Here is a 12,668-nt window from a genome sequence, read left to right as displayed (position 1 = left end):
CCCGGTCCCCACGGTGCTTCGGTCGCCGGCTGCCGCCGCAACCCTGCGATGCATCTCCCCCTCCTGCACGAAAAATCAGTCTCTGTTCGCCACCCTAACCAACAATGCCTCGCGGCGAACCGCCGTCGAAAAGCCCGCGGGTCAACATTCGGCACGACACCGCGGGTCCTGGGTGTCTCGAAGCTGGGCCCGGTACACCCGCCGGGCGCCCGTGACCAGCTCTTCGGCCATCGTGTTCAGGTTGCTTTCAGACCTGGACGAGCCTCGGGCAACGAAGGCACCAGAGGCACCAAAACTCTGGCAAAGGGGTCTGGGGCAAGCGGCGGGCACCGTGCCATCGTGCGTGCCATGACGACTGATCACCTCACTCACGACCGGCATGCGCGCCACGCCCGACACATAGCGAGCAAGGTGCCGGAGGTGACCGTCTACTTCTGGATCATCAAGGTGCTGACGACGGGCATGGGCGAGACGGCCTCCGACTTTCTCGCCCATCTGCTCGGCCCTGTCCCTGCTGTCGGTGTCGGCGGCGTCGCCCTGGCGGCCGCTCTGGTGGTGCAGTTCGCCGTCCGCCGGTACGTGGCCTGGATCTACTGGACGGCGATCGTCATGGTCAGCGTGTTCGGCACGATGGCCGCCGACGTCCTGCACGTCGGCCTCGGTGTGCCGTACACGCTGTCGACGCCGTTCTTCATGGTGGCGCTGGCCGCCGTCTTCGTCCTCTGGTACCGCAGCGAACGCACCCTGTCCATCCACAGCATCCACACCCGGCGCCGCGAGACCTTCTACTGGGCCGCGGTGCTGGCCACGTTCGCGTTGGGCACCGCCGCGGGCGACCTCACCGCCACGATCGGCCTCGGTTACCTGGGCTCCGCGGTCCTGTACGCCGTCGCGATCGCCGTACCGGCCGTCGCTCACCGAGGGGGGAGCCTGAACGCGGTGGCCGCCTTCTGGGCCGCGTACGTCATCACCCGCCCGCTGGGGGCCTCCGTCGCCGACTGGATGGCCGTCGGCCACGACCGAGGCGGACTCGACCTGGGTCTGGGGCCGGTCACGCTGTCCTGGACGGTGGCCATCCTCGGCTTCGTCGGCTATCTGGCGGCCTCTCACAAGGACGTCCGGCATGACGTCATGCCGTGACAGGCCGAGCGCGGCCGACGTCACCCGGCGGGCAGGCTGACCACGAACCGTGCCCCGGGCGCGTGCCCGGGGTCGTACGCCACTTCGCCGCCGACGGAGCGGGCCAGGCGTCGCGCCAGCGGCAGCCCCAGGCCCGCTCCCTCATGGCCGTCGCCGGGATCCGCACGTCGACCGGGCTCGAAGAGCTGTCCGACGAACGGGGGCGGTACGCCGGGACCGTCATCGACGACGTCGACGCGCACGCCGTCGGGTGTGCGGTGGGCGCGGACGGTGACGTCGGCGCGGGCGTAGCGGCAGGCGTTGGCGAGGAGCGGGCTGACGATGCGTTCGAGGAGGGCGGGTGGGACTCCGGCCGTCAGAGGTGCGCTGTCGATGGTGACCGTCAAGTGGGGCGGCACGTCCAGGAGTTCGGCGAGGCGGTGCAGCGTGGGCGGGAGGTCGGCGGTGCCCGGAGCGGTGAGTGTGCCGCCCCGGGCGTCGTCCAGGAGGGTGTCGCAGATGGTCCGCATGGACTCGGCGGCGTCCGCGATGACCTTGTGGGCGGCGCGGGTCTGGTCCGCCGTGCGCGGGCGGGTCTGCCACCAGTCGAGTTCGGCGATGATCCGGCTCAGCGGGGTACGCAGCTCGTGCGAGAGCTCGCCGGTGAGCTGCCGCTCGTAGCGCAGCAGGGTGCGGATGCGGTCCAGCATGGAGTCCAGCGACGTACCGAGGCGGGCGAGTTCGGCCGGGTGCCGCATCTGGCCGAAGCGTTCTTCGGAGGCGACGGCGCTCCACTGGATGGCCTGGTCGGTCATGGTGCGGACGGGGCGCAGCGCGCGGCCGACCGCCAGCCGGGTCAGGGCGTAGGTGCAGGCGAGCATCACGGCGTCCAGGGCGAGCGATCCCAGGAGCAGGGTGTCGGCCGAACTCCGGTAGGGGGAGAGGTCGAGTGCCGTGACCACCGTGGCCTCGCTCTTCTCCCCGGAGATCGGCTGCGAGCACAGCCGGAGGGGGCCGTGGACATCGGCGGTGACGCAGGTCCGCCCGCCGCGCCCGGCGAGTGCGTCGGCGACGCGGGTCAGGGGGCCGGCGTTCGGCGGCTCTTCCAGCAGGCGTCGGCCGGTGTAGATCCAGACGTTGGTGTCGAGGAGTTCGTCGTGGGAGGTTTCCAGGACGCGTACCGTCGTGCCGCTGGTGTCGACGGTCGTCGCGACCGCGGCGGCGCGGGTGCGCAGTTCGTCGTCCGCCTGGTGCTGGAGGCGGTGGCCGGCCACGGCGTTGAAGGCGACGGTGAGGACCAGCATCAGCAGCGTGGCCGTGGTGAGGGCCACGAGGGAGAGCCGGCCGCGCAGTGTGCGGGGCGCCAGACGGTTCAGGAGAGCGGTCACGGCAGGCCACGGCCGGTGGCGGGGACCGCTCATGACAGGCGGTGGCCGATCCCGCGGGCCGTGCCGATCGTGCGGTCGCTGCCCGCCTCGCGCAGCTTGCGGCGCAGTCGGGTCAAGTACTGGTCGAGGGTGTTGTCGTGGACCTGGGCGCCCTCGGGCCAGCCTGCCCGGACCAGTTCGCGGCGGCGCACGATGCCGCCGGAGGCCGCCATGAGCACGGCCAGGAGACGGAACTCGGTCGGGGTCAGATCGACCCGGGTTCCTCGGACGCTGACCATGTGCCGGACGGCGTCCAGTACCAGGTCTCCTGTCGTGGCGGCAGGCGGCGGCGCGGCCCGTTTGAGGGCTGCCCGCAGGCGGGCCGCGAGTTCGGTGAGGTGGAACGGCTTGGTGAGGTAGTCGTCGCCGCCGGCCGAGAACCCGGACAGCCGGTCGGGCAGCCGGTGATGGGCGGTCAGGAAGATGACCGGGGAGAGGAATCCGTTCGCGCGCATCGCCTGGCACACGTCCCGCCCGTCGGCGTCGGGCAGCCCGATGTCGAGCACGGCGGCACAGATGTCGGCGGTGGCCAGCCGCAGGGCGGTGGCGCCGTCCGGCGCGGGCACGGTGTCGAAGTCCTCCTCGCGCAGCCCGCGCATCACCACGTCACGCAGGGCGTGATCGTCCTCGACGACCAGGATCGTCCGGCGCATGGCCCTCCTTCTGTTCTCGTGCCGTATCCGTCGTACCGGGGGTCGAGCGCTCGGGAAGCCGGCGGGCCACGGCGCACAGGCACACTCCCAGCCAGCCGAGGGCGAACAGCCAGCCGCCGACGACGTCGGTGAACCAGTGCACCCCGAGGTAGACGCGTGTCAGTCCGACCAGCGCGCCCCAGCCGCCGATGACCAGCGCGAGCAGGGTTCCGCCCCGTGGGGCGCGCACTCGGACGGCGATGATCAGCAGCCCCGCGGTGAGGGCCGCCGTGGTGGTGTGACCGGACGGGAACGCCCATCCCGAGGCATGCGTCTGCCAGTCCGCTTGGGGTGGCCGGGGCCGGGCGACGAGCGTCATCACCGCGTACCGCAGCGCCTGGCCCCCCGCGAGGCAGGCCAGACAGAGCGCGACGGCCAACGCGCGCTGCCGGAGGGTGCGCCGCGCGATGAGCGCGGCCAGCACCGCCAGCGCGTACGGGACGACACCCGTCCCGGTGGCGGTCAGCCCGCGGGCGAACGCCACCGCCACGTCGGGGCGGTGACCGACGGACCACGACAGCAGGTCGGCGTCCGCGAACAGCGGCCCGCCGTCGTGGCCCGCCACGACCATGGTCAGCACGCCGAACGCCGCCCAGGCGCCGAGGCCGCAGCTGCCGGCCAGTTCGGCGACGTCGCCGCGCTTCATGACGCCGCCACCAGCAGCGGACGCAGGCGGGTGGCCGTGAGCCGCAGGGCCACGGTCTCCGCACGCCTGCGCAGTGCCGACATGACGAGCAGGGCGGTCAGCGCGCCCACCGCGACCCCTGCCAGCACGTCGTGGGGGTAGTGTGCGCCGACCCAGACCCGTGAGGCCGCCATCGCGCAGGCGGCCACCGCGGCGATGGCGCCGAGCCGGCGGGAGACGAAGAGCAGGGCGACGGCAGCGGCCGCGGCGATGGCCGCGTGGTTGCTGGGGAAGGACCAGTCACCTGGCGCGGGACACGCCTCCAGCGTCGCCGCCCGTAGGCTCTGACAGGGCCGGTCCTCTCGCACCAGCAGCTTCAGCACCGCGTCCGCCGCGTAGGCGACGACCACGACGAACGGCACGGCGAGCGCCGTCACGGACGCGGTGGCTCCCGCCCGCCGGGCGCGCCACCAGCCGATCGTCATGAGCGCCGCGAACAGGGCGAGTCCGTACGTCGACCAGGCCGACACCGTGTCGTCCAGCCACGCGGGAGCGTGCCGGGCGAGGTTCACCACATCGGTGTAGGCCGAGCCGTCGACCGACGAGCCGTCGAGGGCGAGGATCATCCGCGTGCCTCCTCGGCCTTCGCCCTCGCGTCCCGACGCGAGCGGTACGACTCGGCGGCGAGCGGAATCAGCGACAGGGCAACGATCACCGCGACGATCGGCAGCAGATACCGGTCCACGTTCGGCACGGAGGAGCCCAGCGCGTATCCCGCCAACGTGAGACCGAGGCTCCACACCAGGCCGCCCGCCACCTGCCACCCGGTGAACGTCCGCACCGGCACCCGCAGGGCGCCCGCCATCGGATTCAGGACGGTGCGCACCACCGGGACGAAGCGGGCCAGCACGATCGCCTTCGCGTATCCGTAGCGTTCCAGCAGCTCCTCCGCGCGCTGCGCCCCCTCGTGCAGGCGGGCCGAGCGGCTGCGGGCGAGCAGGGCGCCGCCCGCTCTTCGGCCCAGGAGATATCCGCACTGGGCGCCCGCCAGCGCCCCCACCGCCGCGGCGACCAGCAGCGGGGCGAGGGAGAGTGTCAGGCCGCGGTCGGCGGAGCCGGTGCACAGCAGACCTGCCGTGAACAGCAGCGAGTCGCCCGGCAGGAAGAAGCCGATCAACAGCCCGGTCTCGGCGAACAGCACCACACCCACGCCCAGCACGCCGAAGGCGGACAGCAACGACCGGGCGTCCAGCACATTGACGGCGAGCTGCGACGATAGGTGCATGGCTGTGGTCATCGTCGAGAGCCCTCTCGTCGTTCGTATTTCGTCGTTCGTACTTCGTCGTTCGACCTTCGTGCCGACCGTCGGACGCACCGAGAACGCCCGGCATGGTGGCGCCGACAACTGACTACAATCCTGTAGACGGTCTACTGCACTGTAGACGATGGCGGAGTGAGGAACGTTCCCATGACCGACGCGAGGGACGAGAGACGGCCGGCCGGCGAGCTCGAAGCCGCCGTCATGGCCGCGCTGTGGGCCGCCGGGGTCCCGCTCACGCCCGGACGGCTGCAGACCGAACTCGGCTTCGGCCTGGCCCGCACGACGGTGGCGACGATACTGACCCGGCTGCACGAGAAGGGCGCCGTCAGCCGCGAGCGGCAGGGACGCGGCTACGCCTACTCCCCCGTGCAGGACGCTCCCGGCCTGACCGCCCGGCGCATGCACACCGAACTCGACCGCGACACCGACCGGGAGACGGTCCTGGCCCGCTTCGTCGCCCAGCTCAGCCCCGGCGACGAGCAGCACCTGCGCCGGCTCCTGGAGAGTGACGAGCGATGACCGCCCTGCTGCTCGTCCCGCTGGTCCTGCCCTTCCTCGCACCCGTGCTGGCCCGCCGGACCCTCGACCGCCTCGCCCCCGCCACCGCGCTGTGGGTCCTCACCGCCTCGGCCCTGGCGCTGGCGGGTACCTGCGTCGCCGCCCTCGGCGCCCTGGTGCTCACCGGACTGCTCAAGCTCCCCGCCTTCGCCGCCCTCGGCGAACTCGTCCACCCCCTGCGGACCCCCTCGGACCACTTCGTCCTCCCCGCGGCCATGGCGGCCACCGGAGTGCTCACCCTCAGCGTCTGGACCGTGGTGCGCTCCGCATTCCGGCAGACCCGCGCCTGGCGTACCGCCCGGACGCAGGCCGACCGCCGCCCCACCGCCGGCGACCTGTGCGTCGTCGACTCGCCGCACCCGGACGCGTACGCCCTGCCCGGACGGCCCCACCGCATCGTCGTCACCACGGCGATGCTGCGCAGCCTCGGCTCCGCCGAGCGCGAGGCCCTCTTCGCCCATGAACGCGCCCACAACCGGGCCTGCCACCACTACTTCCTGGCCGCGGCCGAACTCGCCGCGCACTGCCACCCCGCCCTGCGCACGGCCCGCGAGACCATCCGGCTCACTGCGGAGCGGGCCGCCGACGAGGCCGCCGCCACCGCCGTCGGCGACCGGCGTCTGATCGCCACGGCCATCGCCCGCGCCGCCCTCGCCGGCCACGCCTCCCCCTCCGACCGCCCGGACTTCGCACCCGCGGCGACGACGGGCCCCGTGCCGCAACGCGTCGCCGCCCTCCTCAGGCCCGTCGAGGGGCGCTCGCGCGCCCGGCGTTTCACCGCGTTCCTCCTCGTAGCCTGCGCGGTCCTGTCCGTCGCGGCCGGAACGGCCGGCGTGGTCGACTTCCACCACGAGGTCGAGATCGCCCAGGGCGAGGACGGCCCGTGACCGGACCGGCCCGTGACCGGACCGGCCCGCGGGCGGCTCCGCCCAGAGGGCGCGTAGTACCGGGGTACTACGCCCCCGGCGCGGTTCAGCCTCCCGGTACCACCGGATCGGGGTGATCCGCGTCTTAGCGTTGCGGGTGAGGCGTCGCAGGTGAGGACGCCCGAGCCCGACAGGGAGAACGCGAATGATCGACGCACAGCGGTTGACCAAGAGGTACGGGGAGAAGACGGCCGTGGACGGGCTGGACTTCGTCGTGAAGCCCGGCACCGTGACCGGTTTCCTGGGGCCCAACGGCGCGGGCAAGTCCACGACCATGCGCATGATCGTCGGCCTCGACGCTCCCACCAGCGGCTCCGTCACCGTCAACGGCCACCCCTACGCCCGGCACCGGGCGCCGCTGCAGGAGGTCGGCGCGCTGTTGGAGGCGAAGTCGATCCACCCGGGCCGCTCGGCGTACAACCACCTCAGGGCCCTCGCGCTGACCCACGGCATTCCGGGCCGCCGGGTCGACGAGGTCATCGACCTCGCGGGCCTCGGCAGCGTGGCGAAGAAGCGGGCCGGCGCCTTCTCCCTCGGGATGGGGCAGCGGCTGGGCATCGCGGCGGCGCTGCTGGGAGATCCGCAGACGGTGATGCTGGACGAGCCGGTCAACGGGCTGGACCCGGAGGGTGTGCTCTGGATCCGCAACCTGCTCAAGGGGCTCGCCGACGAGGGGCGGACGGTGTTCGTGTCGTCGCACCTGATGAGCGAGATGGCGCTGGTCGCGGACCATTTGATCGTCGTGGGGCGCGGGCGGCTGCTGGCCGACACGACCGTGGCGGACCTGATCCGCGAGGCGGGCGGGGACTCGGTGAGCGTCGTGACGCAGGATCCGGCACGGCTGCGGGACGTGCTGGCGGGGCCGGGCGTCGACGTCACCGGCCGGATCGGCTCCGAGGAGCTGCAGGTGACCGGGCTGACCGCCCGCGAGATCGGGCTGAAGGCCGCCGAGCACGGGATCGCGCTGTTCGGGCTGAGCGCGCGGACCGTGTCACTGGAGGAGGCGTTCATGGACCTGACCAGGGATGCCGTGGAGTACCACGGCTCCACGACCACGATCGAGACCATCGAGGCCGTCGGGAGGCCCGCATGAGCACCCTCACCGCAACGGCCGAGGAACCCCGCACCACCCCTGCCCGCCCCGGCTACCGGGTGACCGGACGGCGCGTGCTGACCTCGGAGTGGGCCAAGCTGTGGTCGCTGCGTTCGACGTGGATCACCCTGGGCCTCGGGCTGCTCTTCCTCGTCGCCTTCGGGCTGATCGCGTCGAGCCGCTACAAGTCGGGCATCGACTCGGGCAACATCGACAAGGACTTCGCCGACTCGACGGCCGTCAGCCTGTCCCTCTTCGGTACGAACTTCGCCCAACTGGCCCTGGGCGTGCTCGGCGTGCTGGTCACGGCGGGCGAGTACTCGACCGGCATGATCCGCTCGACGCTCGCGGCGGTGCCCCGGCGGCTGCCCGTGCTGTGGTCCAAGGCCGCCGTGTTCGGACTGGTCGCGCTGGCCGTGGGGACCCTCGGCGCGTTCGTCGCGTTCATGATCGGGAGCGGAATCGTCTCGGGCACGCCCGCGGCCATGAGCCTCTCGCACGCCGGTGTACTGCGGAGCCTGCTGGGTGCCGGGCTCTACCTCGGCCTGGTCGGGGTGATCGGCGCCGCCCTGGGCGCGCTGCTGCGGTCGGTGGCCGGAGGGATCTCGGTGCTGGTCGCCGCCCTGATGCTGATCCCAGGGCTCATCTCCCTGCTGCCGAGCTCCTGGCAGGACGACATCAGCCCCTACCTGCCGTCGAACGCGGGTGAGTCGATGTTCGCGCTGACCCACGACTCGACGGCCCTGTCGCCGGGCGCCGGACTGCTGGTCTTCCTGTGCTGGACGGCGCTCGCGCTGGGCGGCGCGGCGTACCGGCTCGTGCGCAGCGACGTCTGATCGCCCGCACCATGGGCAGGTGACCACCTTGACGACCGCCACCGACGACATCGGCGGGATGGGACCGCTGGTCGCCCGGCTCGGCCGGGCCGGCCAGCGGCTGCGGCACGCGGACCGTGCGCATCCGTGGGTGCTGGACACCACGGTGGTGGTGCTGGTCTTCCTGCTGTTCTGCCTGCCGGATCTGCTGCACGGGGGTGCCGGGGACGGCGACGCGCCACGCCGGTTCAGACTCGCCTTCACCCGGCTTCCTCCGCCTGCCATGCTGGCCCTGCAGGCCGGTCTCGTGCTGCCGCTGCTGTGGCGGCGGCGCAGGCCCATGGCGGCCTTCGCCACCGTCGCGGCCGTGTTCGTCCTCCAGTGGTCGCTCGGCGCCGCGCTGCGCGCGGACATCTCCCTGTTCATCGCCCTGTACAGCCTGGCCCTGCACGGGCGGCTGCGGCAGCTGCCGTGGGCCTGCGGGGCCATGGCGGCCGGCATGGTGCTGGTCGCGGTGCGCGCCTCGGCGGCGGTGTCCGTCTGGGACGCGCTGTTCTTCCTGCTGAGCACGGCGACCGCGGCCCTGGCGCTCGGGCTGATGGTGCGGATCCGCCGGGCCCAGCTCGCGGGGCTGCGGGACCGGGCGGCCCGCCTGGAGATCGAACGCGACCAGCGCAGCAGACTCGCGGCCGCCACCGAACGCACCCGGGTCGCCCGCGAGATGCACGACATCGTCGGCCACAACCTGTCCGTGATGATCACTCTCGCCGACGCAGGCGCGTACGCCACCGACATCGCGCCCGAACGCGGCAAGGAGGCCCTGCAGCTGATCGGCGACACCGGCCGGACGGCCCTCAGTGAGCTGCGGCGCGTGCTGGGCGTCCTGCGGGAGACGTCGGACGTCCCGGACAGGGTCCCGGACCTCAGTCCGCAGCCCGGCGTCGGGGACGTCGAGGCGCTGTGCGAGGGTGTGCGCACCGTCGGCCTGGAGGTCGTCTACCGGACCGTCGGCGACGTGGACGCCCTGGACAGCGGGGTACAGCTGACGGTCTACCGCATCGTCCAGGAAGCCCTCACCAACACCCTGAAGCACGCCGCCACCGATACCCGGGTGCACCTGGCGATCCTCGTCGAGGACCGTCGGCTCAACATCCGGGTCCACGACACCGGTCCGGCCACCCGGCCCGGGCCTCCGAACGAGGAAGGACACGGCCTGGTGGGCATGCGGGAACGAGCCGCTCTGTACGGAGGCACCGTCAGCGCGGGGCCGACGGGCGGCGGAGGATGGAGCGTCGAGGCCGTCCTCGACCTCACGCCCCAGGGCGGTGACCGATGACCAGCGTGCTCATCGTGGACGATCAGCCGCTGCAACGCTACGGCTTCCACCTGCTCCTGGACTCCGTCGCCGAGACCGACGTCGTCGGGGAGGCCGCGCACGGCACCGAGGCCGTCCGCAAGGCCGCCGAACTACGCCCGGACGTCGTCCTGATGGACGTCCGGATGCCGGGCATGGACGGCATCGAGGCCACCCGGCGCATCGTCGCCGCCGGTGGCCGCTCGCGGGTGCTCGTGCTCACCACCTTCGATCTCGACGAATACGTCCACGCCGCCCTACGCGCCGGTGCCAGCGGCTTCCTCCTCAAGGACGCGCGACCCGAGGAGCTCCTCGCCGGAATCCGCGCGGTCGCCTCCGGCGACGCCGTCATCGCGCCCGCCCTCACCCGCCGCCTCCTGGAGGAGTACGCCCGCTACGTGCCCGCGCACCGCGTGGACTCCGTCGAGGACCCGGGACTCGCCTCACTCACCGACCGCGAGCGCGAGATCCTCGTCGCCGTCGGCAAGGGCTGGACCAACGGTGAGATCGCCGCCCGGTTCGTCCTGTCCGAGTCGACCGTCAAGACCCACGTCGGCCGCGTCCTGGCCAAGATCGGAGCCCGCGACCGCATCCAGGCCGTGATCTTCGCCTACGACCAGGGTCTGGCCCTGCCCAGCGTGGACTGAACCACGGTCTGCCGTGCCGGGTGACCACCCGGCTCGCGGCCGTCTTCTGCAGCAGCCCGTAGGCGAGGACGGGCAGCAGGAGATGGGGCTTGCCGGGCAGTGAGGCCGTCAGGAGGACGGCGGTCGCGGTGCTGTTGTTCATTCCGCAGGCCAGCGTCAAAGAGGAGGCCACGCCCGCCTCCAGCCGCAGAGCGCGGGCGGCGACGCGGCCCAGGGTGAAGGAGAGCAGGCAGACCAGGGCGGCCACGGCCAGGGCGGCGGCGATCAGCAGCGGGCGGGGCCGGGTGAGGACGGATCCGAGGGCGCCGCCGGCGTTGACGTAGGTCATGACCAGCGAACCTGCCATGGCCGACGGCGCCACCGTCCTGACCAGTGGGCCGAGCCACCGCGTCGGCAGGACGAGTGCGCCCAGCAGACCCGTCGCACAGGGAAGGACCACGGCGGTGAGGGCGAATCCGCGCTCGGCCGACCGGCCGGTGACGGCGAGGGTGTGGGCGTAGCCGCCACTGAGCAGCGGTGCCAGCGTCTCCAGCAGCAAGGGGGTGGTGAGCGGGCTGAGAAGGGTGGAGGCCAGGACGAGGCCCACCATCGTCGGCTGATCGCCGTCGCCCTTGTCGGTCCACACGGTGGCCCCGGCGGCGACGGGCATCGCCACGACGAGAATCATCGCGGTGAGCAGTCCGCTGCCGCCGTCGGTGTCGGGGGTGCGCCGCAGCAGGAACGCGACGAACGGCACCACCGCCAGCGGGATCGCGAGGTGCAGCACAAGCCCGGCGAGCAGGGCCTTCGGCCGCCGCAGCAGGCGGCCCAGCGCGCGTACGGGTACCTGGAGCCCGGCCGAGAACAGGACCAGGGACAGCAGGAGCGGTGCGGTGTGCAGCGTCAGGTGCGCCGCCGGGACGGCGTGGGGGCGGCGCAACCACAACGCGGGGCCGGGCAGGAGCAGCGCGGCGGTGTAGGCGAGGACGACGGCGCGGCCGAGCCGACGTCGCAGCCAGGAGGCGGCGCGCTCGGCCGGGGAGGGGGAAGCGGTCGGAGGGATCACAGCGGCCTGCTTCCGTCACAGGAACCGGGGCGGGCCTGGGGCGGGGCCTGGGGTGGGAAGTTGGGGGGAACTGGAGTGGGAGCTGGGATGGGACGGAATCCGCCATGCAGGGCCGACGGGTGCACATGGGCTCATGGTGATCGGGTGTCAGGCGTCGGGGAGGCATGACCGCGCGGCAGTCAGGATGTGTTCAGGTACCCGCTGGCACCGTCGTGCCTCATGACCTATGAGATCTCCGAGACTCCTGAAGCCGCCCGGAGCGGCAGCGGCCCCGCCCGCCGGCTGCGCTGGAACAAGGTTCCCGAAGTCACCGCCTACTTCTGGATCATCAAGGTGCTCTGCACGACGGTCGGCGAGACCGCGGCCGACCTGCTCAACGAGAAGGCCGGCCTGGGGCTCACGGGCGTGTCGGTGCTGATGAGCGCGCTCCTCGCCGTCGTTCTCGTCGTCCAGTTCCGCACGAGCGCCTACCGCGCGGGCGTGTACTGGACGGCCGTCGCCCTGATCAGCGTGGTCGGCACGCTGATCAGCGACAACCTCACCGACAACATGGGCGTGCCGCTGGAGACGAGCACCACGGTCTTCGCGCTCGTCCTCGCGGTCGTCTTCGTCGTCTGGTACCGGCGTGAGCGGACCCTGTCGATCCACAGCATCGACACCACGAGCCGCGAGTCGTTCTACTGGCTGGCGGTGCTGTTCACCTTCGCGCTCGGCACCGCGGCCGGGGACCTGGTCTCCGAGCGCATGGATCTCGGCTACTGGCTCTCGGCGGTCCTGTTCGCCGTGGCCATCGCCGCCGTGGCGGTCGCGCACTTCGCGCTGGGCCTGGACGCGGTGTGGAGCTTCTGGATCGCCTACATCCTGACCCGCCCGCTAGGCGCGTCGATCGGCGACTACCTCTCCCAGCCGACCGGCGACGGCGGAGTGGGCCTGGGCAGCGTCGTCACCAGCACCCTGTTCCTGGCGGTCATCCTCGGCCTGGTCGTCCATCTCGCGGTGACGCGCAAGGACGTCGCGGACCCGGATGTACGGAGTAGCTGACCGGC

General features: G+C 72.4%; 15 protein-coding genes. 9 read left to right on the top strand and 6 right to left on the bottom strand.

Going from position 1 to position 12,668, the window contains the following annotated elements:
- The first annotated feature begins 348 nt into the window (after positions 1 to 348).
- On the top strand, positions 349 to 1,140 hold the full coding sequence (locus tag B5557_RS39540; protein WP_079664005.1) for a COG4705 family protein: 792 nt from the start codon (positions 349 to 351) through the stop codon (positions 1,138 to 1,140).
- A gap of 20 nt (positions 1,141 to 1,160) precedes the next feature.
- Here B5557_RS39540 and B5557_RS39535 read toward each other — a convergent pair whose 3' ends face one another.
- From B5557_RS39535 to B5557_RS39515, 5 genes are read right to left on the bottom strand one after another with little or no spacing between them, the layout of a single operon-like run.
- Positions 1,161 to 2,540, bottom strand: a complete 1,380-nt coding sequence (locus tag B5557_RS39535) for a sensor histidine kinase (RefSeq protein ID WP_079664004.1) — start codon at positions 2,538 to 2,540, stop codon at positions 1,161 to 1,163.
- A complete protein-coding gene (locus tag B5557_RS39530) occupies positions 2,537 to 3,199 on the bottom strand; it encodes a response regulator transcription factor (protein WP_079664003.1) in 663 nt (220 codons plus the stop codon). Before B5557_RS39530 ends, B5557_RS39535 begins: the two co-directional genes overlap by 4 nt.
- A complete protein-coding gene (locus B5557_RS39525) occupies positions 3,153 to 3,884 on the bottom strand; it encodes a phosphatase PAP2 family protein (RefSeq protein WP_079664002.1) in 732 nt (243 codons plus the stop codon). Before B5557_RS39525 ends, B5557_RS39530 begins: the two co-directional genes overlap by 47 nt.
- A complete protein-coding gene (locus tag B5557_RS39520) occupies positions 3,881 to 4,489 on the bottom strand; it encodes a phosphatase PAP2 family protein (protein WP_079664001.1) in 609 nt (202 codons plus the stop codon). Before B5557_RS39520 ends, B5557_RS39525 begins: the two co-directional genes overlap by 4 nt.
- A complete protein-coding gene (locus B5557_RS39515; protein WP_079664000.1) occupies positions 4,486 to 5,160 on the bottom strand; it encodes a DedA family protein in 675 nt (224 codons plus the stop codon). Before B5557_RS39515 ends, B5557_RS39520 begins: the two co-directional genes overlap by 4 nt.
- On the opposite strand from B5557_RS39515, the gene B5557_RS45805 reads away from it, so the two are divergent.
- From B5557_RS45805 to B5557_RS39485, 7 genes are all read left to right on the top strand, one after another.
- Positions 5,147 to 5,272, top strand: coding sequence for a hypothetical protein (locus B5557_RS45805; protein ID WP_269460195.1), 126 nt, complete (start codon positions 5,147 to 5,149; stop codon positions 5,270 to 5,272). The two genes, B5557_RS39515 and B5557_RS45805, sit on opposite strands and share 14 nt — an antisense overlap.
- Positions 5,273 to 5,331: 59 nt before the next feature.
- The gene (locus tag B5557_RS39510) at positions 5,332 to 5,703 is read left to right on the top strand and encodes a BlaI/MecI/CopY family transcriptional regulator (RefSeq protein WP_079663999.1); all 372 of its coding nucleotides are present in this window, start codon (positions 5,332 to 5,334) and stop codon (positions 5,701 to 5,703) included.
- Positions 5,700 to 6,629, top strand: a complete 930-nt coding sequence (locus tag B5557_RS39505; protein WP_079663998.1) for a M48 family metalloprotease — start codon at positions 5,700 to 5,702, stop codon at positions 6,627 to 6,629. The genes B5557_RS39510 and B5557_RS39505 overlap by 4 nt, the downstream gene beginning before the upstream one ends.
- Before the next feature lie 184 nt (positions 6,630 to 6,813).
- Complete coding sequence (locus B5557_RS39500) at positions 6,814 to 7,761, top strand: ABC transporter ATP-binding protein (protein WP_079663997.1); 948 nt, start codon at positions 6,814 to 6,816, stop codon at positions 7,759 to 7,761.
- Complete coding sequence (locus B5557_RS39495; RefSeq protein WP_079663996.1) at positions 7,758 to 8,597, top strand: hypothetical protein; 840 nt, start codon at positions 7,758 to 7,760, stop codon at positions 8,595 to 8,597. Before B5557_RS39500 ends, B5557_RS39495 begins: the two co-directional genes overlap by 4 nt.
- Before the next feature lie 58 nt (positions 8,598 to 8,655).
- Positions 8,656 to 9,912 (top strand): sensor histidine kinase, encoded by a 1,257-nt coding sequence (locus tag B5557_RS39490; protein ID WP_079665243.1) that lies wholly within the window; start codon positions 8,656 to 8,658, stop codon positions 9,910 to 9,912.
- Complete coding sequence (locus B5557_RS39485; RefSeq protein ID WP_079663995.1) at positions 9,909 to 10,577, top strand: response regulator; 669 nt, start codon at positions 9,909 to 9,911, stop codon at positions 10,575 to 10,577. The genes B5557_RS39490 and B5557_RS39485 overlap by 4 nt, the downstream gene beginning before the upstream one ends.
- Here B5557_RS39485 and B5557_RS39480 read toward each other — a convergent pair.
- The gene (locus B5557_RS39480) at positions 10,471 to 11,622 is read right to left on the bottom strand and encodes a sodium-dependent transporter (protein WP_079663994.1); all 1,152 of its coding nucleotides are present in this window, start codon (positions 11,620 to 11,622) and stop codon (positions 10,471 to 10,473) included. The genes B5557_RS39485 and B5557_RS39480 overlap by 107 nt on opposite strands.
- A 219-nt stretch (positions 11,623 to 11,841) precedes the next feature.
- On the opposite strand from B5557_RS39480, the gene B5557_RS39475 reads away from it, so the two are divergent.
- Positions 11,842 to 12,663: a COG4705 family protein gene (locus tag B5557_RS39475; protein ID WP_079663993.1), complete on the top strand. Its 822-nt coding sequence runs from the start codon at positions 11,842 to 11,844 to the stop codon at positions 12,661 to 12,663.
- The last annotated feature ends 5 nt before the right edge of the window (positions 12,664 to 12,668 follow it).

The sequence above is a fragment of the Streptomyces sp. 3214.6 genome, from assembly GCF_900129855.1.
Taxonomy (GTDB): Bacteria; Actinomycetota; Actinomycetes; order Streptomycetales; family Streptomycetaceae; genus Streptomyces; species Streptomyces soliscabiei.
This window is presented reverse-complemented; position numbering and strand designations above follow the sequence as displayed.

Bases quoted from the DNA above. Each gene is read 5' to 3' on its own strand.
- B5557_RS39520 (WP_079664001.1), bottom strand. From the start codon at position 4,489: ATGATCCTCGCCCTCGACGGCTCGTCGGTCGACGGCTCGGCCTACACC.
- B5557_RS39505 (WP_079663998.1), top strand. From the start codon at position 5,700: ATGACCGCCCTGCTGCTCGTCCCGCTGGTCCTGCCCTTCCTCGCACCC.
- B5557_RS39515 (WP_079664000.1), bottom strand. From the start codon at position 5,160: ATGACCACAGCCATGCACCTATCGTCGCAGCTCGCCGTCAATGTGCTG.
- B5557_RS39475 (WP_079663993.1), top strand. From the start codon at position 11,842: ATGACCTATGAGATCTCCGAGACTCCTGAAGCCGCCCGGAGCGGCAGC.
- B5557_RS39540 (WP_079664005.1), top strand. From the start codon at position 349: ATGACGACTGATCACCTCACTCACGACCGGCATGCGCGCCACGCCCGA.
- B5557_RS39530 (WP_079664003.1), bottom strand. From the start codon at position 3,199: ATGCGCCGGACGATCCTGGTCGTCGAGGACGATCACGCCCTGCGTGAC.
- B5557_RS39535 (WP_079664004.1), bottom strand. From the start codon at position 2,540: ATGAGCGGTCCCCGCCACCGGCCGTGGCCTGCCGTGACCGCTCTCCTG.
- B5557_RS39500 (WP_079663997.1), top strand. From the start codon at position 6,814: ATGATCGACGCACAGCGGTTGACCAAGAGGTACGGGGAGAAGACGGCC.
- B5557_RS39510 (WP_079663999.1), top strand. From the start codon at position 5,332: ATGACCGACGCGAGGGACGAGAGACGGCCGGCCGGCGAGCTCGAAGCC.
- B5557_RS39495 (WP_079663996.1), top strand. From the start codon at position 7,758: ATGAGCACCCTCACCGCAACGGCCGAGGAACCCCGCACCACCCCTGCC.
- B5557_RS39490 (WP_079665243.1), top strand. From the start codon at position 8,656: ATGGGACCGCTGGTCGCCCGGCTCGGCCGGGCCGGCCAGCGGCTGCGG.
- B5557_RS39485 (WP_079663995.1), top strand. From the start codon at position 9,909: ATGACCAGCGTGCTCATCGTGGACGATCAGCCGCTGCAACGCTACGGC.
- B5557_RS39525 (WP_079664002.1), bottom strand. From the start codon at position 3,884: ATGAAGCGCGGCGACGTCGCCGAACTGGCCGGCAGCTGCGGCCTCGGC.
- B5557_RS45805 (WP_269460195.1), top strand. From the start codon at position 5,147: ATGGCTGTGGTCATCGTCGAGAGCCCTCTCGTCGTTCGTATTTCGTCG.